Source organism: Akkermansia sp. N21169 (genome assembly GCF_029854675.1).
GTDB lineage: Bacteria > Verrucomicrobiota > Verrucomicrobiia > Verrucomicrobiales > Akkermansiaceae > Akkermansia.
The window spans coordinates 113,253-138,378 of the sequence record NZ_JARWNC010000035.1; the positions used below are offsets into that span (position 1 = coordinate 113,253).

Sequence of the window (25,126 nt, forward strand, 5' to 3'; positions counted from 1 at the left end):
GTATTCGTACCAGTGTTCATTTTCACACCATTATCCATTCAACACCAATGCCATGAAACTTCCATTCCGTACGTTATGGCTCCTGACGGCAATTGCCGGACTCATTCCCGACCATGCCGGAGCAGTCGATATTTATTCATCCAGCGGCCCCGAAACATCGCTGGATTCCATGTGGGCCTCACTCGGTCATTTGCAGTCGCTGACTGAACTTTCGTCAACACACATCAACCTGGAGCGTTTCCATGACGATTCCTCTTCTAGATTCTGGCTCAGCAGTCTAGGTGCATTTGGCAATACATCCGTCAGGAACAACCACCCGGCATTCCATTACTCGGCAGCGGGTGGAGCCCTCGGATACGACTACAGCGCAGGAGATCCCTATTCCTCAGGCATATTGGGGCTTTCAATCGGCCAGGTCTTTGGTCATCAGAAAATCAAGGAAATGCCCAACCATCCCGATGGTTCCATTGAAGGCGACCGCTTCACGCAAGATTCCTTCATGGCAAACCTATACGGCGGCCTTCTTTTTGCCACCGGGAAAAAGTCCTACCTTATCACGTCCATGAATTTTGGTTTTGCATCGACGAGCAATGAATGCAAGCATCCCGACACTCCCGATTGGGATACGTGGACCTATAACACGGCACTTTCCGTTACATGGCGCTATCAAGCCACGAAATCCTTTGCCATCGCTCCCTTCGTTCGTTTGGACTACACCCACGCCGACAACAAACAAGAACGCAACGACAGCTGTTGGCATGACGACGGTTGCAACAGATGGGATAACCGTGGGAAATTCGACAATCTTGCTCTCGATGTCGGTTTGACTCTGGAACATACAGCTACATTTTCCAGTGGCGCAATTTGGACAAATTCAATTTCCGGCAGCTTTTGTCCTGATATAGTCCGTAACAATCCTCACTACACATTCGAGGATAACTGGTGGGAAAACGATATCCATTATAAGGATATCTACAACGGAAGCGGTTATCCGGCATCACGGCAAGCCTATAAGGGCAAAGTGATCTCCCGCTTCATCAGCAGCAGAGGATTTTCCATATATCTCACATACCAAATCATCCTCCGCGATTCCATGACAGCACACCAGGCAGCACTAGGCATCGCACAATCGTTTTAGTCAATTGTTCTGACATTGATTCGTCATTTTCATTACCCGGTCAGGAAAGTCTGGCCGGGTAATTTTTTTCACAGGAAAAATGCTTATCGTAAAAATTCCACGTCAAGAAATTTTCAGAAAGAACTGTCTACAAAAGGGAAAAGGTCTTCACTTATCATGAAATACATGATAATTTTTCATATAAACTATTGAAAATCAATCATTTTTTGATAGTAAAAATATTTATTTCCCGTATTGTATATAAAAGATATTCATCCCTAACCCCTCATTCAATGATGAATGCGTACCTTCGTCATGTATCTGTAGACTGCGTACTATTCGGATTCGATGGAACGAACCTCCACACGCTTCTGGTAGAAAAAACCGGAGTTCATGAAGGGAATAATATGAAACTACCCGGTCGCCTCATTCACGAAAACGAAGATTTGGAAACAGCCGCTTCCAATATTGTCGAAGAAATGACAGGCATCAAACGGTCGAATCTTCACCAGTTCAAAGCATTTGGAGCTCCGGACAGAACGAGTAATCCCAATGATCGCGCTTGGCTGGAATACCAAGTCAGTATGGATATTGACCGTGTTGTCACCGTCGGATTCATGTCAACATTCCGAATTTCGACAAAGTTAAAAACATTTTCAACAGTTTTCAATGCCCGATGGGTACCGGTCAATTCAACGCCGAAGCTGATCTTCGACCACAATCTCATCCTGCAGGAAGCCGTGGAGTATCTCCGTCAGATGGCACAGTGGCAACCAGCCATTATCTTCAAACTTCTACCGCCCAAATTCACGGCTCTACAACTTAGGAAGATCTATGAAACCATTACAGGGATCAAAATAGATGCCCGCAATTTTCACAAAAAAATATCTTCCATGCCCTACGTCAAAGTGTTGGACGAAACACAGACCAATGTTTCCCACCGGGCTGCCCACTATTATAAATTCGATAAACGCATCTACAACCGAATGTTTGGACAATTGTAACTCTCTCTTTCATCACCTCTGCTATCATGTATCTTTTAGGCTATGATCTGGGAAGTTCTTCCATTAAGGCTTCTCTCCTTGACGTAGAATCCGGAATATGTCTTGCCTCCGATTTCAGTCCTCATCACGAAATGCGTATCTCGGCACCTCAAATCGGATGGGCCGAACAGGATCCCTTGCAATGGTGGAACAACCTCTGTCTGGTTACCCATTCCATCCTTCAACAAGCGGACATTGATGCCTCCGATATTTCCGCTATTGGGATTGCCTACCAGATGCACGGATTGGTTACAGTTGACAAAAACGGCGAAGTCCTCCGTCCCGCCATTATCTGGTGCGATAGCAGGGCTGTTTCCTTGGGCGAAACGGCTTTCAATCGGTTGGGACACCGTTTCTGCCTGGAACACCTTCTCAATTCTCCCGGTAATTTCACAGCATCAAAATTGTCGTGGATTCGAAAAAACGAACCTGAAATCTTTGATAGAATTCACAAAATCATGCTCCCCGGAGACTATCTTGCCTTCCGGTTAACAGACAACATACAAACAACGAAGTCGGGACTCTCCGAAGGGATTTTCTGGGATTTCTCCCAACATGATATCTCCCGTGAGTTGCTCCATGTTCTCGGCCTCTCCGAGCAGATGCTTGCCACCCAAACGCCAACTTTCGGGGTACAAGGTTATGTAACGCGCCAGGCAGCTGATGAACTGGGGCTTCAGGCCGGTATTCCGGTTACCTACAGAGCCGGAGATCAACCAAACAACGCTCTTTCACTCAATGTCCTCAATCCCGGTGAAATCGCAGCTACAGCCGGTACGTCGGGAACCGTCTACGGCGTCGGAGCAAAGATGACTTACGATCTCGCTTCACGCGTCAATACATTCCTACACGTCAACCATACGGAAAAGAAGCCGCATTTTGGAATATTGTTGTGTATCAATGGTGCTGGGAGTCTTAACTCCTGGTTGAAACATAATATTGCCCTTCCGGGGACCAATTACCATGAATTAGACAATGCCGCTGCCCAAATCCCCATCGGCTCCGAAGGCATTTCCGTCATTCCTTTCGGAAACGGAGCCGAACGCATTCTTTGTAATAGGGATATTAAAGCCTCGTTTCATGGAATCAATTTCAATATCCATGACAACCGACACTTACTGCGAGCCTCCCAGGAAGGGATAGCCTTTTCCCTGTGTTACGGCATAGATATCATGAAATCCATGGGGTTGGATATTTCTGTAATTCGTGCCGGCAACACCAATATGTTTCTCAGCCCTGTTTTCCGAGACTCCCTGGCTGGAGTTACCGAAGCTGAAATTGAACTCTACGACACAGATGGTTCCCAAGGCGCAGCACGAGGCGCCGGGCTTGGTGCCGGAATTTATGCTTCTCCTCAGGAAGCATTCTCTTCCTTGCGCAAAATAGCTACCGTTACTCCATCATCGACCGATCGAGCTTCCTATAAAGATGCATATGCACGTTGGAATTCCTGTGCCAGCATCTCCAATTCTTTCAATAATTACTAATATGAACAGCAACAAACAGGAATATTTCCCCAGTATTCGTAAAATCGAATACGAAGGTCCTGAATCCCGTAATCATTTTGCATTCAGGTATTACGACGAAAACAGGATCATCATGGGCAAAACTCTCAAAGACCATCTCCGTTTTTCGATGGCTTACTGGCATACATTGTGTGCAGGAGGTCAGGATCCCTTCGGCGGAGCAACTCGCCCTATGCCATGGAACAAAGGAAGATCTCCTATGGACAGAGCGCGCCATAAAATGGATGCGGCCTTTGAATTCATGATGAAGACGGGGATTCCGTTTTACTGTTTCCATGATGTGGATCTGGTTGAAGAAGGCGATTCCCCCGCCGAATTTGAAAAACGCCTTCATCAAATAACCGATTATGCCCGCAAACATCAAAACGCTACAGGCATCAAACTACTGTGGGGGACGGCTAATGTCTTTGGCCACGCAAGATATATGAACGGCGCAGCAACCAATCCGTATTTCCCCGTCACGGCTTTCGCCGGCTTCCAAATTAAAAACGCGATCGACGCTACGATCTCCCTCGGAGGAGAAAACTACGTTTTCTGGGGAGGAAGAGAAGGTTACATGAGCCTTCTCAATACAGACATGAGACGGGAAAAAGATCACTTGGGTATGATGTTATCCATGGCCCGGGACTATGCTCGACAAAACGGGTTCCAGGGAACGTTCCTCATCGAACCCAAACCCATGGAACCAATGAAGCATCAGTACGATTTCGATGCCGAAACCGTCATCGGATTTCTGAAATATTACGGGTTGGATAAAGATTTCAAACTCAATCTGGAAATCAACCATGCAACTTTGGCCGGCCATACGTTCGAACATGAGATCCAAGTCGCCGTCAATGCCGGCATGTTCGGCAGTATGGATGCCAACCGAGGTGACTACCAGAACGGCTGGGATACAGACCAGTTTCCCATCAATGTCCAAGAGCTTGTCCACGCATGGCTGGTTATCCTGGATGGACCGGGGCTCACTACGGGAGGTACGAACTTCGATGCCAAAGTTCGCCGTAATTCCACGGATATCGAAGATTTGTTCATTGCCCATATCAGCGGCATGGACGCTTTCGCCAAAGCTCTGATCATTGCCGCCGACATTCTGGAACATTCGGATTATCGTAAATGCCGTCAGGAACGATATATTACCTATGACTCTGGAGACGGTCATGCTTTTGAAAAAGGCCTCCTCACTCTAGAAGATCTAGCCCGCTTTACACTCTCCCATGGAGAACCTGCACAAAAAAGCGGTCGTCAGGAATGGTATGAGGCCCTGATCAACCAATACATGTAATGTTTACTTTCTTTACACGGCTATGAATACGGAATCCCGCCATCTCTACATCTTCTCCATCACATTGGTTGCCGCTTTGGGAGGCCTATTGTTCGGATACGATACGGCAGTCATTTCCGGAACTACTTCGGCAATCGACAACTTCTTTATCAAACCCCTGATATCCAATCCGGAAAAGGCAATAGCAGTCATCGGAGACTACAAATCCATCGTCAGTCTGTGCTTCGTCATGGTAGTTGCCATCCTCGGCGGTTTTCTGACCAAACTATACGGACAAAAGAAAGGTGGAATCTGGACGGGTATTGTCGCAACAGTTGCCGCCCTGATCTGGTACCGGGAATTCTGGAATTCCTCAGAAGAGTTGACTGCCAATATGGCTAGTGCCATCAAGGGATTTACAATTTCCAGCGCCTTGATCGGCTGTATCGGAGGAGGGGCTCTCGGTGGCATCGTCGGGCAAACGCTGGGACGCAGGAAGGGATTAATACTCGCATCCGTTCTATTTGCCGTATCGTCCGTCGGTTCCGCTCTGCCGGATCTCATGAACTACTTTGGACTTCAGGATATCAGTTCTCTGATCATCTACAGGATTCTCGGAGGTATCGGTGTTGGACTGGCATCAATGCTCTCTCCGATCTATATTGCAGAAATTGCACCAGCTCCCATTCGGGGGAGGCTGGTAGGATTCAATCAGTTCGCCATTATTTTCGGCATGCTGGTCGTTTATTTTGCCAATTACTTCATCGCTCTGCAAGGAGATGTCCAATGGCTCTATTCAATTGGCTGGCGGTGGATGTTTGCCTCAGAAATTATCCCTTGCATCCTGTTTTTCGTTCTCCTGTTCTTTGTTCCGGAATCGCCCCGGTACCTCGTGTATCGCGGCAAAATCGGCCAAGCCAAACAAATCATTGACCGCCTTAATCCGCAGGAAGAAAGAAAACGGGAACTGGACAGCATTCGTGAATCACTGAAAGAAAAGAAAGTGCCATGGAATACGTTCGGAATGGGAGTCCTCCTTGCCGGGATTCTCATCTCTTTTTTCCAACAGGCTATAGGCATTAATGTCGTACTCTATTATGCCCCCGAAATCTTTCGTTCTCTCGGACTGGGTACGGATGCATCCCTGATGCAAACAATTATTGTCGGAGCCGTTAATTTACTTTTCACCACAATCGCCATTTTCACCGTAGACCGCTTCGGACGTAAACCGCTGATGATTCTGGGAGCACTTGGCATGTGTGTATGTATGATCTTGCTCTCCCTGATATTTTACACCAGTTCGAACGGTATGGCCTCCCTGGCATGCATGCTTGCCTATACTGCCTTTTTCGCTTTATCGTGGGGTCCGGTCGCGTGGGTTCTGCTCTCGGAAATCTTTCCGAACAGCATCCGAGGAGCTCTTTCTATTGCCATTGCCATCCAATGGCTTTCCAATTTTGCTGTTTCGTGGACGTTCCCTATCATGAATGAAAACGCAACGTTAACGGCTCTTTTCCATCACGGTTTTTCCTACTTCATCTACGGAGTTATGGGATTATTTGCCGCCATCTACGTCTGGAAATTCATCCCGGAAACTAAAGGTAAAACCCTGGAAGACATTGAGCATCTCTGGCGACGGCATAAATAACCTCTGTCTCTCTGTTTGCAGAGAGACAGAAATAGCAGTCACAATATCACTTGGCCCATACGTCCATTTCCCAAAGGGCGCAAACTCCTGCAGGCATCTTGCCAGTAACCAGCATGCGGACATAACGACCGGATCCATCAACATCGATGATCTGGGGACCGGAATCCGAAGCCTTACCTTCGTAAATGGTCCGGAAGCCTGTACCATCGTCGGATACCTGGATCGCATATTGTTCCGGATAATATTTTTTCCCGAGCACTTCGCTCCAATCAAGCAGGACACGGGCTAAATCCTGTTTTTCACCCAAATCGATCATTACCCAAGGAGCCTTATCGTCCTTGCCGCTCTGCCAGCGGGTATTCGACGCTCCGTCATTGACATTGGGAGCCTGGAACATGCGGTAATACGTACCGTGGTGGAAAGAACTTGCCGTTGCAGGCTTCCGGAAGGCCAATCCGGCGACACGGTCGAGCACCTTCCAGTTACGAATGCTTTGGACAGTTTCTCCCTGCCGGACATATTCCGCCACCAGTTTCAAAACCTCACCGGGAGCAGTCTCTTTGCCGGGAACAAGCACGGAAAATTCCTGTGTCTCACGAGAGGCAGGGGCAACAGAATAGTTCCTGACTGTGTCGAAAAACACCTTATCCCCCTGAAACAGACACACGCGGACATCCAGCTTGTCCACGCTTTCCGACGAATCATTGATAACAGTTACGGGAATAGTCATTGTTTTTCCGCGAAGTACCTCTTCCGTATAGTCGCCGATAACAAGGCACACAGGGCTAAAAGCATCTCTGAGACGCTGGGCGAGATAGGGCCTGATACGAGGCTTTGCAATGTCGGGCTGCAAAATGTCGCTTGTAGCTCCATCCTGATTGGGAAGGGAATAACTCAGCCCGCAAAATTGGAGAATCCCGACGCATTTGCCCCCCACTCTCCAGAATTCTGTGAGTTCCGCCAATGAATCGGCCTGGTAGGCCAGCCTTTCTTCACGCGAAGAACCGGGCATGATGAAATCATAGCTCCTTTTTCCGAGTTCGGTGGGATCTCCTTCCCTATTCAGCCAATTCCAGCCGTATTCATTGATGACGAGCGGCAGGTCCTCGCTCTTGTTGCCAAAAGTCCACGGCACGGGGGAAATACAGTTCATGTAGCCGAGGGTGAAATCCGGTTCACTGTAGAAGTATGGGTGAGACTCCTTCATATCCGTTTTGCAGGTATTGTGTCCCCAGCCGCAATCGCCCGGACGCTTTTGGAGATCAATGCCGCGGCAGGTATTCAGGACGTCAATCAGCCACGGCTGAAACGATTCGTTTTGGACATCCCAAACAATGACGCTGGGATGCATGCCCCGGTCCATCATCCAGGCACGGACTTCCGGTGTTACGGTTTCCGCCGTACAGTGTTCCCCGTCACAATGCTGCCAATAGGGATATTCGTCCATGATCATCAGCCCCGTTTCATCGGCAACCTCATACCATTTTTCGGGCAGGAATGCCGTATGCGTCCGGAAGCATTCGAAATTGACTTTCTTGAATTCGCGGAACAATTCGCGGGCCCAGCCATCTTTCCAAGGCAAATCTTTCCTCGCAGGATCGTCGCAAAAACGGTTGAAAGCAATATTGGTTCCACGCAGATAATGAGGTTTCCCATTGAGGATGGGCATCTTCGTCGTTTCGTCGAAACGGAAAGTACGCATTCCAAAACGCTGGCCGAACGTATCGCCGGACGTAGATACGACAAGTTTATACAGGGCCGGATTATCCGGACTCCATACGTCCCTGCCCTTGTCATATCCCTTCAACGCCATTGCCGGGACACTGACAACCGTTTCTTTCCCCGCCGGGACGGAAACATCCTTAACTTGATATTCGGCTACAAGTTCCGGGATTGCAGGTTCTACGCCATCGGCCATGATGCCCAATCGATACACGCGGAAGGTAACGGGAGTTGTTCTGGATGAAGCGGAATCATTTTTCAGAAAAGCTCGCGCGTAGACGGTTCCCTGATCGATATCAGGTGCCGTTTGAAGATAGGATACCACAGGATTACCGCTCACAATCAGGGATACATCGTCATAAATTCCCGGCCAGTAATACTTGCGTTCTCCATCAAAGCCCAAGTGACCAAGAGATTTGGGATTGTCTTGCTGATACTTTTTGTTTTGCAGCCGTATTACGATTTCGTTGTCTTCATCCTGTTTCAAAAATGGTGCTATATCAAACTGTGACGGAGTGAAAATGTATGTATATTCTCCCACAGGTTTCCCATTTACGTATACATAAGTACCGAATTGTGCCTTGTTGATACGCAGCGTAACGCGTTCCGGGATTTTTCCAGTGCGTACGGTCGTACGATACCACAGAGATTTCCCGTCGTAACTGCCCAAATCCCTGCCGGCAATATCCCAAAGACCGGGAACCTGGATACGGTTGTCGTATTCATAAGGAAGTTCGGATGCCGTATCAGATGTCGTCGTACATTCCCAGATACCATTCAAAGATATGGTTTTCCGGTCTCCGGCAACGGGAATGTCCGCCAAAGAGACCGGACCCGATGCCGGTTCCAAATGACAGAATGTCACCGTATCAAGCAGCACTCCAGAATCTCCCAGACGGACGATTTGAATGGAATTAGCACTATCCGGCTTCAATCCGCTCACGATAAATTCTCCGTATTTTCGGGTTCCTGTCGCAGCAAGCGTTTTAACGACAGGAGGATCCCCGTTTACGGAGACGGATACCCGTGATTCGGTTTCCGATCCGTAACGTATAACAGCTGTATTCCCCTGCCCTATCTCTTTCGGAGCGATAGAAAAAACTACGGAAGCTCCGCCGGTTCCCAGACAGGCAACACGTCCTCCATTGGACATGATGTCCCGGACAACTTCCGCACCGTTTTCAAGTTTGGAAGCGGCAAGAGACACCATGTTCTCCGGAATAGAATCCAGCATGGCTTCTTTGCCAAATTCAACAGCATCTACATTGATCGACTGGCGACGGGAAACGATCCTCACCGTCGCTCCCTCAGGTATATACACGGGAATTTCAAGCTTCCGGTATGGAGCCGTCCAGTTGCCGGTGGATTTATATGCCATTAGGGCAAACAGTTTTCCATTGACGTAAATATCGATGAAACATTCGGAGCCATTGGAACAAGTCGCATAATCAAGTATGATTTTATTCGACTCGCCGACATGTAGGAATTCGATTCCCGAACCATCCGTAAAATATTCTATGACCTTACCGCCGGAAGCATCCGGCCTTTCGACAACGGAAGGCATATGCCCTTTGTCACCGGGTACCAGTGTTCCTTGTTCGGCTTCCATGCGGACAGAAGCAGCATCCGCCTGAATGGTTGCAAAGGTACCTGCTGTCAACAGGACGAGACAATTTTTCCAAAAAGAGAATCCGGACACTGGTATCATGAAGTCAATAATTTGTTTTACGCATTAGAATACGTTAAACATGGAAGCCGAATTTCATTTTAGATCTCTTTTCCCGTTTTTGGAATTCTGTTTCCGGACAAGTTCAGGATTGGAATTGACTGTCCGGGCCAGATAGGATGTTCTGGGCAAAGTACCCATTTCGGACAACCCGGTAAAATGGCGTGGAGACTGCCGGAGCATTGCGATACGACTTTTGTCCAGCAAATTACCGAAGCTAATGGCTTCCATGGGGCAAGCCGCCTGGCAGGCCGTCCGGACAGCTCCTTCGGGCAGGAGCAAATCCTTATCCGTCAGTTCCAGTTCGGCAGAACGGCCGGGAAGCGCACGGGACATCAATTGGGCCTTGTGCCGGATTTTCGCTTCCTCAATACGCTGGACGCAATAGGTACATTTTTCCATAACGCCTCGGGAGCGAATAGTGACGTTGGGATTACGCTGCAACCGCGTTGCCTCATCGGAGAACCGGGCATAATCGAAGAAGTTGAACCTTCGTGCCTTGTACGGGCAATTGGCAGCACAATACCGCGTACCCCAGCAACGGGCATAGGTCATGGCGTTAATGCCTTCCGTCGTATGAACAGTTGCATTGACGGGGCACACGGATTCACATGGAGCTTTCGCGCATTGCTGGCATGCCACAGGGAAAGCCTGAAGGGAAACATTTCCTCCTTCGGTCCGGCGGAAGTAGCGGTCAATTCGGATCCAGTGCATGATACGGTCACGGGCGACTTCTTCACGACCTACGGTAGGTATGTTGTTTTCCGCCTGGCAGGCGGATAGGCAGGCATTGCAGCCGGTACACAGGCTTAAGTCGATGCACATGCCCCATTGATGGATGTCGTTCGCGTGGGGAGGCATCCATAAAGGAGATTCCGGTGCGGGGGAAGCGGAGGACAGGGAATCCATCTCGCAGACAGGAACCGGGATATCCCCCTCGGAAACAGGCGGGAGAAGCGCAATAGAGCGCTTCTCTGCCGGAAGAAGCCGCAGAGACGAGGCAGACACTCTTCTGACATACGGAATTGCCGCCGGAGATGACGCCAGAGTCCAGGTATTTCTCTCTGCATGACTACCGGCATCCGCGACAGAGCTCCCTCCGTATCCCAGGGGTATGACCAGAAGGTTGTCCGGCATGCCGGGAACAAGACAAGCCACTCCCTCCCCAAAACATCTCCTATCCTCCTCCACACGAAGCAGGTGGCATTTCCCTTCCATAGTACGGGCCTCTACCGCATCCGGGGCAATTTGTACGGAACCATCCCAGCAAAGTCCGGTTACGGGATCCGGCAGTTCTCTTAGCCATGCATTAGTCAGAAATCTGCCGTCCCACACAGCATAGTCCGGGACGAATTGTACTTCCCTCTGTCCTTCGGCAGGAGGCGGAGTCTCCGCCAAACAGAGGCAGGCATCCAGCGTTTCCTGCGAGGGAGGAGAGGGATTTTTCATCAAGGGAGCATAAACGGTTTCCGGGGAAAACCCCCGTCTCAGGGCATCCGTCCAGCCAGCTTCCTTGTTAACCGGGTTGACAGCTCGTTCAAAACATTTCCGCACACGGTGGAAAGCCGGAGAAAGATTGCCCGGTGCGTTATCCGCAGACAGAAGCCGTCCCTTGCTATTCATCAATCCGGAAAGAAATTCAATCCTGCTGTATCCTCCGTATAGAGGCAAAGTCACAGGCTGCATATAGCAAAAGCGTCCGAATTCGTCTCTTTCGATCCCCCACGATTCCAAATAGTGAGCCGCCGGAAAATGCCAGTCACATGCCTGGGCTGTTTCATCCACATACAAGCCAAGATGAACGCTTTCCAGATTCGGCGATTCCAACAATCCTCGGAAATCCCACTCAGGAGGCAGTTTTCGGACAGGATTGGACTCTCCGAGAAGAAACAATGTCTCCACTTCACCCTGCCGGACAGCTTCAGGAAGAAGCCCCAGGCTTTCTCCGAATGTTTTTTCTCCTTGCAGGAAAGAAAGAGTTACCCCCGGCGCTTTTAGCGCAGAGTTAATCTCCAGTACGAGACTATGCAGAGGCTGCGGGTAATTCCACCCCAATAGAACAAGGGACTGGGAAGAATGGGAGCAAAGATCTTCGGCACAAGCATCCAGCCAAGTATTCCACTCTCCAGAGACAGGAGCTGATGCAGCAGGCAAGTCCCGCAGACAGGCATTCTCCGTTAAACTACCGATACGGCGTGCCAATTCCCACAAAAACAGAGGGATCGCGGATGGCAGCAAGGAGAGACGGTGATCTGCCATCCCACCGGAGAGTGAGAACCTCCCTTCAACAGCATAAAAACGATTAAAATCTTTCCCTGAACCAGGAATTGTCCTACTTCGTTCGTCATCTGGAATGCGGCCCTGCATGAACTCCGAGGCAACGCCCTGCGGGTCTGTTCCCATCCAATCGCAATCCAGCGCCAGAAGCCGCCGAACCCGGTTCAAGCGCGGGACGGCAACGACACCCGGCTGTAAGGCGGTTTCAACAGCCATGCGACGCCCCGCATCCGAAAGAGGCTCCCAATGGAAAACGCGAATCCCGGGATTGCGTTTTCGCAATTCTTCCAGTAATGCCCGTTCCACCGGGGATATTTTATCTCCAACAAGAAACGCGCACTTGCCTTTACCAACTGTTTTTTTGGCCCAAGAAGCAAAGGCTCCCTGTACTTCCTGCCGGGCAGCGGGTTTACCATGGAACAGGATCTTTCTGCTGCGGGCCGGATCGTACAAACCAAACAAGGAGGCCTGCGCCCAAGACGACAACCCCGATGCCAATGGCCAGGACGGAGAAGGTTCCAACTTAGTCGGTCTGCCATCCCGGCAGACAGCCATCAAGGGAACAGCACTACGAATCCCGGGCATGCAAGTAGCAAAAACAGTCGGTAACCCGGGTACCGTCCATTCCGGCCCTTGATTGTAAGGAACAAGGTAGCGATCCACACGGCGGCAAGCAGGCAGAAGCCCGGCTACAAGTCCCCCTGTCCCAAGCCATTGCATAAACCGCCTTCTGGATAACCGTCCATCTTCATTTTCACGAATTGGAATATTGGTATCAGAAGTAAGGGGATTCGGCATGGCTGGCTGGAATAAAATCGATAAGTGTCAGTTAAAAATCAATGATGGCACGTCGTGCAATTGCTGGAAGGAGCAACAATCCAACGCTTTTGCAATAGAGGGCTCAAATGGTTGGGATCCGTCAATTTCAATCCATTGCCGATCTTGATGTCGTGGTTTTGAAGGTACTGTGCTGGGTTATACGACGGATTGGCAATTTCCTCAAGCGGACGCAAACGCCGGGAAGGATTACGATGACATTCCGTACACCATTTCATTCCCCGATTTCGCGATGTCCCGACCCTGTCCATCCGGGCAATGTCATCGTGACATTCCGTACATCCCACACCGCGCGTCACGTGGGCAACATGGCTGAAATAGGCGTGTCCGGCAAGGCGGTTCACCGCCACCCAGGGAATCGGCATGCCCGTATATTCCGGATAATCGGGATCCGCCGCCCGGCGGATCGGTTCAATCAGCGGGCTGTCGGACAAAACGTGCCGATGACAATTCATGCAGGAAGACGCCGGTGGAAGTCCTGCCTGGGGAGAAATAAACGCGCCGGTATGGCAGGCGGCACAATCCATACCCAGCTTGCACACATGCGTCTTGTGAGAAAAATCCACAGGCTGCTGGGGTGCATACGGTGCCGGATAAAAATTTTGCATGTAAATGCCGGCAACAACGATAGCTGCCCCAACGGCCATCCACAGCGCTGCCAAACGGACGCGCCGCCGAAGATCGGAAAAGTTGGAAGAAGACATGAGGAGAGAGGAATCAAGGTACTTGAAAATCGAAAAAACGGTTTATCCCCGTCCAGGTACTGGTATCTTGGCCGGAGGTAAAGTTGTATCCATCGTCAAATTTTCGGGAACGAGAACCTGGCTGTCCTTCTGGATATCATCCCATGAAATACGGCGACCGGAGAGGGCGGCATTGCGCCCCATGATAGCTACCAGCGTCTTTGTCGCAGCCTGTTCGAGCGTCTGCACCCACTCTCCATTCCGTAGGTATTTATAGAAAGCCACATGCGTATTAGCATACATATTTGTTTTCTCTCCGCGGTAACGCCAACGTTTAGCAGACTGGATATGAGGACGATAGGGAGTTGCCAAAATACCTTGCTCGCAAAACGTACGATCGGAAATTTCACTGTGGCATCCGACCCACTGCCGGCATGAAATATGGCCGATCACATCATGATCGTATTCAAAATGGACATCGTAATGATCCCATACGTCACCGTCATCGGTACGCTGGGCACGACCGCCGGAACCAAAGGCAGCCAGAGGCGGCCGATCTTCCATCGACCACATCATGCCATCGATGGTATGGATCACCTGTTCCACAAACTGCCCTCCGGAAAGCCAATACCAAGCCGTCCAGTTGCGTAGTGCCCAGGAAACATCCGATTCTTGCGGTGGACGGGAATCCAGGGCAAGGGGCGACTTGGGAGGCGTTGTGTAATACAACCCGTCAAAGGAAAGTACACGTCCTAGTTTACCTTCCTGAAGCCAGGTCCGGGCAGCTTTGTTAGCATCGTCATACCTCCAGCAAAAGCCGTCCAGAATAACTAGATTCCTGTTTTTGGCCGCACGGGCCGACTCCATTACCGACAACACTCCGGGGACATCCACTGCAATAGGTTTTTCCACATAAAGATGTTTGTTGGCCGCCACTGCCGCAGCCAGATGCAAAGGACGGAATGCAGGGGGCGTACACAGCAAAACAACATCCACCGGCTCAGCAAGCAATTTCTGGTAGGCATCAAGCCCTACAAACCGCCTGGACGGCTCGGCCTGCATGCGGCCGCCGTACTGCTCTTTCACTAGGTTGGCTCCAAAATCCACACGTTCCTGAAAAGCGTCCGCCAAAGCCCAAACGACGGTGTCGGAATCGGCATCCAGCGCATTGCGGATAGCTCCCAGCCCACGTCCCCCGCATCCAATCAAACCGATTTTCAAGACTTTTGTCGGAAAAGCCTCCTGGGCCCGGACTACATGGGGCGCAGCCAATAAAAAACCTGCCGTACCTGCAGCGGTTTTCAAAAAGCTTCGTCGTGGGATCATGTTCTCGGACTTCATCGTTGAATTATCTTCTTTTGAGAATACACACTCAAAGGAAACAATCCAGAAGACAATGCCTCATAATTCCTCTTCCCTGCGACATAACGCCACGAAAATATCCATTTCTATGCCTCCCGATTTTTTGGAAACAATTTTTGAGCAAAAAGGCACGATACAACGTCTATCCTGCATGATGAAGTCCATTCTAAACATCGGCCTCGTCGCTGTAGCGGCGGTCTTTTTGTCAGCTTGTAACACCGTTGGCGGCGTCGGCAAAGACGTCAGTTCCGTAGGCGATGCCATGGGACAGGCAGCCAAGGACACGAGCAAAGCTATCGACAAGGGAGTCGATAGCATGTAATGCATGACATACCTACCACGCCTTCGGGCACATACAAAACACAACACGCTCCGGCCAATCATGGCACAGGGGCGTTTTTTGCATCGTCGTGGAACCGTATCTCAACTTCAGGAAAATGCTTCGCAACAAGCCGGGCTCCTTTTTCACCCAGAGCCGAACAGGCCGTTGACAAAGCATCCGCACAAGTGGCAGTAGGAGCCAGGACGGTTACGCTTCCGGCTCGGATACTTCCCAAGCCTGTCTCCGGATCAATGACGTGGGAATAAACCGTGCCTGATACAAGCACGTGCCGATACATAGCACCGGACGTCGAAACGGCCTCTCGCTTCAAAGGACGTAAAAAAACTTTCCCCTCCTGATCCAGAGCAACCCTCCAACCGGGTTGACCGGGAGGAGGATCTCCTACCAGAACATCGCTTGTGCTGGAAACACAATATGACGACACTCCTTCTTTCTCCAGAATTCGTCCCATGGCGTCCACTGCCATTCCCTTTCCGATGCCACCCAGGTCAATCCGCATTCCCGGAACCGTTTTGCATGCCCTGGTACCGTCCAGAACGAGCTTGCGGAAACCTGAAGCTGCCCGGGCCTTCTCCAGCGTCGCAACATCCGGAAGTTGTTTTCTACTGCCAGCTCGTCTCCATAGACGGATACAAGGACCTAAAGTAGGATCAAAAGCACCCCCGGTTTTTTCCGCATAATACAAAGCGGTCTTCAAGACAGAAGATAACTCTGGAGAAAGAGGAAAAAACGTTCCATGTGGAACACGGTTGAAAGAAGCAAGCTCGCTTCTTTCATCCCGTGAGGAAAGAAGACTCTCAAGCCGTTTACCTTCGCCAAAGGCTTTCTTGCAGGCACGGTCAGCCTGCTCTACAGATGAAACATACACCCGGATGGTGAACAGGGTTCCCATCATTGGCTGTTCCATTTTGAATTCCCTCAGCCGGGGCTCATGCTCTTTTGCGGAAGGAACATCAGAAAATTCTCCCCCTGCCCCGCTATCCTCGTCCTCTCCATCGCAAGACAGCACGGAAACTAAGGCAGTAAGAAAAGCAACGGGCAAAATGCTCCATCGTGCAAGGCGGAAACCCTTCTTATGCGAAAAGTTTCTGCACGCGGCGGCAAACTTCTTCCACATTGTCCCGGGAGTTGAACGCCGATACACGGAAATATCCTTCTCCTTTGGAACCGAATCCGGCTCCCGGAGTAATCACAACGTTGATATCATGAAGCATTTTGTCGAACATTTCCCAACTGCCAAGGCCGGGCGGGCATTCGACCCAGACGTAAGGGGCATTCCTCCCTCCCCATACACGCAATCCGACTTTGCTGAAAGCGTTACAAAGCATTTCGGCGTTGCAGAGGTAATGATCTATCAAGCCATTCGTCTGGCGGATACCCTCAGCACTGAACAGGGCTTCCGCTCCTCGCTGGACGATGTATGAAGCACCGTTGAATTTAGTGCAATGACGACGGCGCCAAAGGTTCTGCACGGGAACGGGCTTACCTTGAGAATCCCTGCCCATAAGCTGGTTGGGAATAACAATATAACCGCACCGTACACCGGTAAAACCACCCTGCTTGGAGAAAGAACGAAACTCAATGGCACAGTCTCTTGCTCCCGGAATTTCGAATATGGAATGAGGAATGCCCGGTTCACGAACAAAAGCTTCGTACGCGGCATCGAAAAGCAGGATTGCATCATTGGCACGCGCATAGCCTACCCACTTGGCAAGCTCGTCTTTCGTTGCGACAGCACCCGTCGGATTGTTCGGGAAGCACAGATACACTAAGTCCACACGTTCCTGCGGAAGTTCGGGAACAAAATTGTTCTCTGCCGTACAGGGCAAATAGATAAGTCCTTCGTAGGAACCATCCGGACGGGAGTTTCCCGTATTGCCGGCCATAACATTGGTGTCCACGTAAACCGGATAGACTGGATCCGGAACGGCAATGCGGTTATTGCCGCCGAAAATGTCCAAAATGTTACCCGTATCGCATTTGGCTCCGTCCGAGACAAAAATTTCATCCTTGTCGACTGCAACGCCAAGAGGCTTGAAAGCTTTTTCCGCAATGGCGGAACGCAACCACTCGTATCCCTGTTCCGGACCATAGCCATGGAAAGTTTCTCGGGAGGCAAGATCATCAACAGCTTTGTGCATAGCTTCAATGGCTGCCATAGGCAAGGGCTCTGTCACATCTCCAATGCCGCATCGAATCAAACGCGATGCCTCGTCCGGATGTTCCTTGGCAAAGACATTGACTCTTCGGGCGATTTCAGGGAACAGATATCCGGCCTGCAATTTCAAGAAATGATCATTGATAAAAGCCATATGCCGATCCTCTACAAAAAACAGCCTCCCCTCAAGCCCTATATGGGTCTTATAGAGAACAATTACAACATGGAAACGAACTGGATGACTACCTTAAAAATAACTTTTTCCAGTATTTTTGGAAGAAGTTCCCTGCACAGTATTATCCAACTGAAGTTTGAGACGGAACATGCGATTATTGCGAACGAAAAAGATGACGACAGGAGCTTTTTTCAATTTATTATCCAATTCTTTTACAGAGTTGATTTCCTGCCCATCGACGCTGAAAATAAAATCCCCGGCTTTTAATTCACTCTCAAGGTTTTTATGTTCATTTGACATTGCCTTCACTTCCTCGATCACGATTCCTTTAACACCGGATGTTCTCTCCACCAGGGAAAGATCACGCGCGGTAATGCCATTGCGGACTAGAATTGAATCATTATTCAACTCCAATTCCTTCGTCGTATCGTCGAGAGTAATTTTAGCGGATAGTTTACGTCCCTGGCGCCAGACGACAAACCTGACCGTATCCCCTCCCTGCAGGGATTCCAATTCCCGGAGCAATTCCTTAGCCTCTTCGATCTTGTTTCCGTTACATTCAAGAATGACATCCCCAATCTGCAATCCGGCCTTTTCGGCTGGAGAATTGTAACGAATGGAATTGATAATAGCTCCATCCTTATCCTGATAATGGATGAAATTTTTGAGACCCTGTGAGGATTCGACAAAGTCAATCCCAAGATAACCACGCATTGGACGGCCATACTCGCAAATCTGTTTGAATGCCTGAAGAACGATATTGGACGGTATGGCAAACCCTAGTGTTCCACCCGAAGAAATACGGCCGGAAAGAATGGAGGAATTAATGCCAATCATCTCTCCATAAATATTAATGAGAGGTCCTCCGGAATTGCCTTGATGAATGGTGGCATCGGTCTGGATGTAATTGATACCTACACTGTTAAACTTCCTATCGCGTCCGCTGACAATTCCCTGAGTCACGGTCTTAGCCCAACCATAGGGTGTACCAAGTGCCATGACAATCTGGCCTGTTTTCACTTCGTCACTGTTACCAAAAGGTATAGGCTGCAAATCCTTTTGCAGATCGATTTTTAAAACAGCTATATCCAGTAGCTGATCCACCCCGATCACGCGAGCCGTCGTTACTTCGCCATCCCCAAGAATTGCCTGGATGTATGATTTGCCTCTAATGACATGGTAGTTGGTAATGATATGTCCCTCCTTGGAAACAATCACTCCGGATCCCTGGGCCCTACTGACAATATGACTTCCTATCCTTCCGTCCTCGTTATTGCTTCTGTAGCCGACGTCACTGGATCCGGTCGCTGAAATAGTCACCAGAGACTGGGAGGCAAAAGAAGATATTTTGGACATTTCGCGATCCAATTCACTCAACACTGGAACATCTCCATCGGAAAAGAAAGCCCCTGTCTTGATGCTGTACGTCTCTTTCTGGAATGCATCTACAATAGACTCTCCCTCACGGAACCATCTCCAATAGAGTATGCATCCCAGCAATATGACACTAAAGAGACAGAGAGCCAATAACGAACGTTTCCATGGATGCGACATCATGCGGAAAACAAATTTGCAGAATTGCTTGAAAACGCAAGAAGCGAATCCTTCAACATGGAGAAATTCTTTTCTTGCGCGAAAACAATTTCAAAAAATAACCGTTATTTTGCCTTTATTGTTATTCTATCGGTCTCCTACCTCTTCTTTCGGAGATTCATTCCTACAAAAAATGAAAAAATTAATCCGTACCCGGAGTTGACCCACCCTGCCCTCTCCCATTAGACTGACATCCGAATGGCTCAGGACACCCAACATATCATAACTATCTTCGGGAGCGACGAAGGACTCGTTTCCCAACATGCTTCCGAGAGGTTTGCCCGCTTGTCCGAAGGCACCAATACATTCTCCCATGAAATCATCGACGGTAACGCTCCGGATGCAGATTCCGCCGCTTCTATTTGTTACCAAATACGGGATGCTATCCAGACAGTTCCATTCTTTCCCGGATTAAAAATCGTCTGGCTCAAGGGAGCCAACTTTCTGGGAGATTCCGTCACAGGCCGGGCAGAAGCCACTGAAAAAGGCCTTCAAACACTCTCCGACCTCATTTCAGGCGGCCTTCCGGACGATGTTTGTCTTCTCGTCTCGGCTTTCGAATTCGACAAACGTCGGGCATTTAACAAATTGCTTCTCAAATCCGGATCGTCGGAAGAATTTTCCAAGCCCGACATTACCCAAAGCGGGTGGGAAGAACAAGTTGCCGTTATCGCAGGAAATGCCGCTCAAGAGCGCGGTCTTGTTTTCGATCGCGACGCACTTGATATCTTCGTTCATCGCGTCAGTGAATCGTCCAGACAAATTATTTCTGAAATTGAAAAAATCGATATCTATCTCGGCCAGGAACGCAGAACGGTAACCGAGCAGGATATCCGCAATATGGTTTCTCAAACACGCACGGGTATTGTCTTTGAAATCTCACGGGCCATTGAATCGGGAAAAGCCTCAGAAGCAATACAACTTATTGATTTTCAATTAGAAAAAGGAGATCAAGCCGTAGGGATTATTCGTGCTGCCTTCATCCCTGCCCTGCGCAGCATGATCGCTGCCAGAATTATTTGCGACACTTATTCCCTGAATCCCTCCTTCAAAACGGAATTCTACCGGAAGATGGAATCCATCCCTCCCTACGCCCAGAAACTCATCCCTCTCAAAAAGGACGGAACACCGAATTATTACTCTGTTTTTCTCGCTGCCCAAAAACTCGGTAAAAAAACATTATCCAAGCTCAAAAAGAACCTTTACGAATGTCTCCAGGCGGACAAATCACTCGTTTCTTCCTCTCTGGATGCACAACTGGTGCTCCATCGGCTTGCAATTTCCCTCGCTTCCTGATTGAGTTCTGGACGTGAACGTACCTGATCTTCCCGAATTCGACGTCTTGGTTGCCGGAGCCGGACATGCCGGCATCGAAGCAGCGCTTGCCGCATCTCGCCTGGGATGCTCTGTCGCCCTGCTCACTCAGAATCTGGATACAATCGGGCAAATGTCCTGTAACCCTGCCATTGGAGGACTAGCTAAAGGACACATCGTTCGAGAAATCGATGCCCTGGGAGGAGCCATGGCACTCAACACGGACGCTACCGGTATTCAATTCCGCATGCTCAATGCTTCCAAAGGACCGAGCGTTCGTTCCCCCCGTGCCCAATGTGATAAAGCCGCTTACAGGATGCGCATGAAATGGGTGTTGGAAAACGATCCGAACATCCGCATCTTCCAAGGAATGGCGGATCAGATCCTTGTCGATTCAGAGTCGCGCGCTACCGGTATCATGACCAGCCTCCAATTTGCCATCAAGGCTAAAGCCGTCGTCATTTGCTCCGGCACGTTCATGCAAGGCCTCCTCCATGTCGGTCTCAACCATTTCCCCGGCGGACGCCTCGGCTGCGCACCCAGCGGATTGTCCCGGCATTTGAAAAAACTCGGCTTCATCGTCGAACGCCTGAAAACAGGCACTTCGCCGCGCATCAACGGCAACTCCATTAATTTCAATGTTTGCGATATCCAGGAAGGAGATGAACCACCACCTCTTTTTAGCTTCCTTTCTCACACGAGACTTCACCGTACGACGGAACCGTTCAGCACGCTTAATACATGGGCCGATCCCGGATTTTCCTTGCACCAACGTTCTTGCTGGATCACCTACACGAATACAAACACACACGACATTATCCGGGATAATCTTAATCAAAGCCCTTTGTACAGCGGTATCATCGAAGGGATCGGTCCTCGCTATTGCCCGTCCATAGAAGACAAAATCGTTCGCTTTGCCGACAAGGACAAACACCAGGTATTCATCGAACCGGAGGGCAGGGATACATCGGAATTCTATCTGAACGGCGTCTCGACATCTTTGCCTTATGCCGCCCAATGTGCATTCATACGCACTATCCCGGGCCTTGAACATGCTCAGTTGATTCGTCCGGGTTATGCTGTCGAATACGACTTTTGTCCACCGACACAACTTCATCCGTCCCTGGAAACAAAAATCGTCGAAAACCTTTACTTCGCCGGGCAAATCAACGGTACATCCGGCTACGAAGAAGCCGCTGCCCAAGGACTCATTGCCGGCGCCAATGCTGCCTTGAAAGTTCGTGGAGAATCCCCCCTCATCCTGAAACGCGACCAGGCCTATATCGGAGTCATGATCGACGACCTCGTCACTAAAGGCACACAGGAACCTTACCGGATGTTCACAAGCCGGGCGGAATTCCGCCTCCTCCTTCGCCAGGACAATGCAGACATCCGCCTCACCCCCATTGCCGCTTCCATAGGACTCGTCAATCGGGATCGCAAACAAGCCGTCGAAGAAAAAATAAACGCCATCAACTTAGGTACGGAAACCGTTCGAAATCTCAAATATGACGGAATACCACTTGATCTATGGCTCAAGAGAACTGGCAACGACTGGAAAAACCTCCCTCCGGAATTGACAGAAATGTTCCACGTGGAACACTGGGAACATATCGCTACGGAAATACAGTATGAAGGTCATATCGTTCGGCAGATCCGGCAGGCGGAAAAAATCAACAGGATGGAGGACAAACAAATCCCATCGGATATCGACTACGAACATGTCCATGCCCTGAAGAAGGAAGCTGTCCTCAAACTCTCATCGATTCGCCCGGCGACAATTGGACAAGCCACTCGCATTCCCGGCATCACTCCGGCAGATATTGCGCTCCTGCTCGTATGGCTGAAAAAGGAACATCGACAGGATTAACAATTCCCAGTCTTTGTTCTTCGCACAGTTTTCTACGCCGTTTCGGTTTTATCAATAGATATCAACCGGAACAGGGCAGGGGGGGAGTATCCGGCTTTTCCGTCGGTATATATCACAAATAGTGCAGAATAAATCAGGATCTATACCGTACAAGACCACGGATACAGACATCAGGACCATACATGGTACAATCCGTTTCCTCAAGAAAAGCTTCCTCCTTCAAAAACTCTTCTCCAGCAACAGCCATGGCATGTCCTCCCAGTATCATGGGAGCGTAAAAACCGATCCACTCATCTACCAATTGATGTTGCAATAAGGTTCGTACAAGATTTCCTCCGGCTTCAACCATTAATACGGAGACATCGTATTTCTGGTATATTATTTTCATAAGTTTTTGATAATCAATAATATTTTCAAAAACAACCGTTCTGTCCGCAAAATTGTCCGTAAAACAACAGGCTCGTGAGGGTAGGGATTTACGGTCACGTGTTACAATCATTCTCCATGGTTGCTCTTTCTCACAAGACACGGCTCTGTCAGGCGTTCGTATGGTAAAGGCAGGATTGTCGACCCTGACGGTTTCTCCCCCTGTTAAAATAGCATCGGCTTCGCTTCTCAACGTGTGGACGTAATTTCTGGCTGCCTCAGAAGTCAGCCATTGGGATTTGCCCGGCATTCTGGCAATACGTCCATCCAGACTTGCAGCCGTTTTGACGACAACCCACGGCATCCCTGTTTTTATTGTTTTGGTAAAAGGGCGAATCAAACGCCGGCATTCCTCTTCCATGACACCGTGTTCCACAACGATTCCGTGGATGGCCAGCAGTTTGTCCGCTGCTCCGGCATGTTTGGGATTGGGGTCTTGCGTACCATAAACAACCCGCTTCACGCCATATTCTAAAATAGCATCTGTACATGCAGGAGTACGTCCGGACGTACTGCAAGGCTCCAAAGTCACATAAAGTGTCGATTGAGGTAGAAGAGATGCGTTTCCGCGCTTCAACGCATCGGCAAATGCTTCGCGCTCGGCATGCGGCATTCCGGCTTTTCGGTGGAACCCTTCTCCAATGGCTTGACCGTTGGAAACGAGAACTGCTCCTACGGGAGGATTGGGGCTAGTCATTCCCACTCCGTTTCGTGCCAAAGAAAGAGCGTGAGACATCCAATGGCAATCCTGAGCGGTAAAAAGCATGACGGAAATATACCCCAGATTGTCCCTTCACACAATGAGGTTCTTTTCCACAAGAAATAGATAGATCTTATCTATATAAAATTTCATCGTCTTATATTGTGTGAATAAAGTGAACAACGGAATTAACTTACAGAGTTGGAATGAATTGTTGTGCTCTCCTTTTGTGGATAACTTAGTCCATCAAATTTGTGAGCAACCTGGAATCTCGGTTTCCGACAGGTTATTCACAATGAATTCACAAGATATTTTCGGTGGTATTGAACTCATAGACGCAGAAAATCCTGGGTCACCGCCGTTGGAAATGGTAGAGTCTTCTTTTCATGTGATCAACGACATTTCCATGATACAGGCATGTTTGATATCGGATCCGGGATTGGACGAGTGTTTCTGGATTGAGGGATTCCCGGTTGGAGAGCTGGTATTGGGCGGCATCAAGTTACATATCTGGATGGAAGAAATACTTGCCGAGTATGGTATACAGGTAGTTTCTGTCTCAAGTCCGGATACCCTGCAAATTTCACTGCACTATTTTCCGGGAGAAGAAGTACTGCTTTTGATGGCAGATGCATATTCCCGGGAGGGGAAGGGATTTCGGCCTTTTTTCTGCCGGGATGATGACGGAACTCCCCATCCTGTAGCCTGGGTAGGATCCGTTCCACGGGTTTTCCACGGTCATGAATCACGTGAAATATTCACTGTGAGACGCCTTCGTTATCCTTGGGATCTTCTGTCGTGGAATGACACTATCCTGCAAGGCCTCCAACCCTGCCGGGACAATTGCCTTGTCAGCTCCGGATCTTATCTTTCAGGGATCGTTCGCATGGGGGACGGTTGTGAGATTTTGCCGGGAGTCGTCATGGAAGGTTTCGTCAGTCTCGGTTGCAATTGCCGGATAGGACCGAATTGTTACATTCGCGGGCATGTTTCCATCGGGGATCATTGCCGGATAGGGCAGGGCGTTGAAATCAAAAGCAGTATCATCGGCAGTGGGACAAGTATTCCGCATTTGTCCTATGTCGGGGATTCCGTTATCGGTTCCCGCGTCAATCTGGCGGCCGGAACGATTTGTTCTAACTATCGCCATGATGCGGGCGAACATCTGATGGCCGGTTCCGGAGGGTGCCTCCATCCGACGGGCAGGATCAAACTGGGTGCGGTTATTGGGCACGATGTTAAAACGGGATGCCATACGACCATTTATCCCGGCCGAATCATAGCCCCTGGAAAAACGACTCTCCCGGGAGAAGTCGTCAGTAAGAACATCATGTGAACATTT

Annotated in this window: 17 protein-coding genes; 9 read left to right on the forward strand and 8 right to left on the reverse strand. The window is 49.6% G+C overall.

From position 1 onward, the window contains the following. The first annotated feature begins 52 nt into the window (after positions 1-52). The 5 genes from QET40_RS05345 (at position 53) to xylE (ending at position 6,598) form a co-directional block, all read left to right on the forward strand. Complete coding sequence (locus QET40_RS05345; RefSeq protein WP_280126139.1) at positions 53-1,138, forward strand: autotransporter outer membrane beta-barrel domain-containing protein; 1,086 nt, start codon at positions 53-55, stop codon at positions 1,136-1,138. 275 nt (positions 1,139-1,413) lie between these two features. Next, positions 1,414-2,121, forward strand: a complete 708-nt coding sequence (locus QET40_RS05350) for an NUDIX domain-containing protein (RefSeq protein WP_280126157.1) — start codon at positions 1,414-1,416, stop codon at positions 2,119-2,121. A gap of 26 nt (positions 2,122-2,147) precedes the next feature. Beyond that, complete coding sequence (locus QET40_RS05355) at positions 2,148-3,647, forward strand: FGGY family carbohydrate kinase (protein ID WP_280126140.1); 1,500 nt, start codon at positions 2,148-2,150, stop codon at positions 3,645-3,647. 1 nt (position 3,648) lies between these two features. Then, a complete protein-coding gene (xylA, locus tag QET40_RS05360) occupies positions 3,649-4,971 on the forward strand; it encodes a xylose isomerase (RefSeq protein WP_280126141.1) in 1,323 nt (440 codons plus the stop codon). Between the two features lie 22 nt (positions 4,972-4,993). Continuing rightward, the gene (gene xylE / locus QET40_RS05365; protein ID WP_280126142.1) at positions 4,994-6,598 is read left to right on the forward strand and encodes a D-xylose transporter XylE; all 1,605 of its coding nucleotides are present in this window, start codon (positions 4,994-4,996) and stop codon (positions 6,596-6,598) included. Positions 6,599-6,644: 46 nt separating this feature from the next. Here xylE and QET40_RS05370 read toward each other — a convergent pair whose 3' ends face one another. From QET40_RS05370 to QET40_RS05385, 4 genes are read right to left on the reverse strand one after another with little or no spacing between them, the layout of a single operon-like run. Next, positions 6,645-10,028: a discoidin domain-containing protein gene (locus QET40_RS05370; RefSeq protein WP_280126143.1), complete on the reverse strand. Its 3,384-nt coding sequence runs from the start codon at positions 10,026-10,028 to the stop codon at positions 6,645-6,647. 54 nt (positions 10,029-10,082) lie between these two features. Next, positions 10,083-13,121: a 4Fe-4S dicluster domain-containing protein gene (locus tag QET40_RS05375; RefSeq protein WP_280126144.1), complete on the reverse strand. Its 3,039-nt coding sequence runs from the start codon at positions 13,119-13,121 to the stop codon at positions 10,083-10,085. A 38-nt stretch (positions 13,122-13,159) separates the two neighbouring features. Next, complete coding sequence (locus tag QET40_RS05380) at positions 13,160-13,864, reverse strand: cytochrome c3 family protein (protein ID WP_280126145.1); 705 nt, start codon at positions 13,862-13,864, stop codon at positions 13,160-13,162. A gap of 42 nt (positions 13,865-13,906) precedes the next feature. After that, positions 13,907-15,169 carry a Gfo/Idh/MocA family oxidoreductase gene (locus QET40_RS05385; protein WP_280126146.1) on the reverse strand — a complete coding sequence of 421 codons (1,263 nt, stop codon included), beginning with the start codon at positions 15,167-15,169 and terminating at the stop codon, positions 13,907-13,909. Positions 15,170-15,356: 187 nt separating this feature from the next. Here QET40_RS05385 and QET40_RS05390 point away from each other — a divergent pair, with 187 nt between their 5' ends. Beyond that, a complete protein-coding gene (locus QET40_RS05390) occupies positions 15,357-15,527 on the forward strand; it encodes an entericidin (RefSeq protein ID WP_280126147.1) in 171 nt (56 codons plus the stop codon). Positions 15,528-15,585: 58 nt separating this feature from the next. Here the strand turns inward: QET40_RS05390 and QET40_RS05395 are convergent, their stop codons facing one another. The 3 genes from QET40_RS05395 to QET40_RS05405 form a co-directional block, all read right to left on the reverse strand. Next, complete coding sequence (locus QET40_RS05395) at positions 15,586-16,455, reverse strand: FAD:protein FMN transferase (RefSeq protein WP_280126148.1); 870 nt, start codon at positions 16,453-16,455, stop codon at positions 15,586-15,588. Positions 16,456-16,621: 166 nt separating this feature from the next. Next, positions 16,622-17,860, reverse strand: coding sequence for an LL-diaminopimelate aminotransferase (locus QET40_RS05400; RefSeq protein ID WP_280126149.1), 1,239 nt, complete (start codon positions 17,858-17,860; stop codon positions 16,622-16,624). A gap of 93 nt (positions 17,861-17,953) precedes the next feature. Then, positions 17,954-19,438, reverse strand: coding sequence for a trypsin-like peptidase domain-containing protein (locus QET40_RS05405; protein WP_280126150.1), 1,485 nt, complete (start codon positions 19,436-19,438; stop codon positions 17,954-17,956). A 234-nt stretch (positions 19,439-19,672) separates the two neighbouring features. Between QET40_RS05405 and holA the strand changes: the two genes are divergently transcribed. Together holA and mnmG are read left to right on the forward strand one after the other, a co-directional pair. Further along, entirely contained in the window at positions 19,673-20,770 is a 1,098-nt protein-coding gene (gene holA, locus QET40_RS05410; RefSeq protein WP_280126151.1) for a DNA polymerase III subunit delta, read from the forward strand. Between the two features lie 13 nt (positions 20,771-20,783). Next, entirely contained in the window at positions 20,784-22,658 is a 1,875-nt protein-coding gene (mnmG, locus tag QET40_RS05415; RefSeq protein ID WP_280126152.1) for a tRNA uridine-5-carboxymethylaminomethyl(34) synthesis enzyme MnmG, read from the forward strand. 133 nt (positions 22,659-22,791) lie between these two features. Here the strand turns inward: mnmG and ribD are convergent, their stop codons facing one another. Beyond that, complete coding sequence (gene ribD, locus QET40_RS05420) at positions 22,792-23,850, reverse strand: bifunctional diaminohydroxyphosphoribosylaminopyrimidine deaminase/5-amino-6-(5-phosphoribosylamino)uracil reductase RibD (RefSeq protein WP_280126153.1); 1,059 nt, start codon at positions 23,848-23,850, stop codon at positions 22,792-22,794. Between the two features lie 340 nt (positions 23,851-24,190). Here ribD and QET40_RS05425 point away from each other — a divergent pair, with 340 nt between their 5' ends. Then, complete coding sequence (locus QET40_RS05425; RefSeq protein ID WP_280126154.1) at positions 24,191-25,120, forward strand: hypothetical protein; 930 nt, start codon at positions 24,191-24,193, stop codon at positions 25,118-25,120. Positions 25,121-25,126 lie beyond the last annotated feature (6 nt).

What these genes read in the sequence shown, in the direction of transcription:
- QET40_RS05370 (WP_280126143.1), bottom strand. Translation starts at nt 10,028, where the DNA reads ATGATACCAGTGTCCGGATTCTCTTTTTGGAAAAATTGTCTCGTCCTG.
- QET40_RS05405 (WP_280126150.1), bottom strand. Translation starts at nt 19,438, where the DNA reads ATGATGTCGCATCCATGGAAACGTTCGTTATTGGCTCTCTGTCTCTTT.
- ribD (WP_280126153.1), bottom strand. Translation starts at nt 23,850, where the DNA reads ATGCTTTTTACCGCTCAGGATTGCCATTGGATGTCTCACGCTCTTTCT.
- QET40_RS05400 (WP_280126149.1), bottom strand. Translation starts at nt 17,860, where the DNA reads ATGGCTTTTATCAATGATCATTTCTTGAAATTGCAGGCCGGATATCTG.
- QET40_RS05375 (WP_280126144.1), bottom strand. Translation starts at nt 13,121, where the DNA reads ATGCCGAATCCCCTTACTTCTGATACCAATATTCCAATTCGTGAAAAT.
- QET40_RS05395 (WP_280126148.1), bottom strand. Translation starts at nt 16,455, where the DNA reads ATGGAACAGCCAATGATGGGAACCCTGTTCACCATCCGGGTGTATGTT.
- QET40_RS05350 (WP_280126157.1), top strand. Translation starts at nt 1,414, where the DNA reads ATGAATGCGTACCTTCGTCATGTATCTGTAGACTGCGTACTATTCGGA.
- QET40_RS05385 (WP_280126146.1), bottom strand. Translation starts at nt 15,169, where the DNA reads ATGATCCCACGACGAAGCTTTTTGAAAACCGCTGCAGGTACGGCAGGT.
- QET40_RS05425 (WP_280126154.1), top strand. Translation starts at nt 24,191, where the DNA reads ATGATACAGGCATGTTTGATATCGGATCCGGGATTGGACGAGTGTTTC.
- QET40_RS05390 (WP_280126147.1), top strand. Translation starts at nt 15,357, where the DNA reads ATGATGAAGTCCATTCTAAACATCGGCCTCGTCGCTGTAGCGGCGGTC.
- xylA (WP_280126141.1), top strand. Translation starts at nt 3,649, where the DNA reads ATGAACAGCAACAAACAGGAATATTTCCCCAGTATTCGTAAAATCGAA.
- QET40_RS05355 (WP_280126140.1), top strand. Translation starts at nt 2,148, where the DNA reads ATGTATCTTTTAGGCTATGATCTGGGAAGTTCTTCCATTAAGGCTTCT.
- QET40_RS05345 (WP_280126139.1), top strand. Translation starts at nt 53, where the DNA reads ATGAAACTTCCATTCCGTACGTTATGGCTCCTGACGGCAATTGCCGGA.
- xylE (WP_280126142.1), top strand. Translation starts at nt 4,994, where the DNA reads ATGAATACGGAATCCCGCCATCTCTACATCTTCTCCATCACATTGGTT.
- QET40_RS05380 (WP_280126145.1), bottom strand. Translation starts at nt 13,864, where the DNA reads ATGTCTTCTTCCAACTTTTCCGATCTTCGGCGGCGCGTCCGTTTGGCA.
- holA (WP_280126151.1), top strand. Translation starts at nt 19,673, where the DNA reads ATGGCTCAGGACACCCAACATATCATAACTATCTTCGGGAGCGACGAA.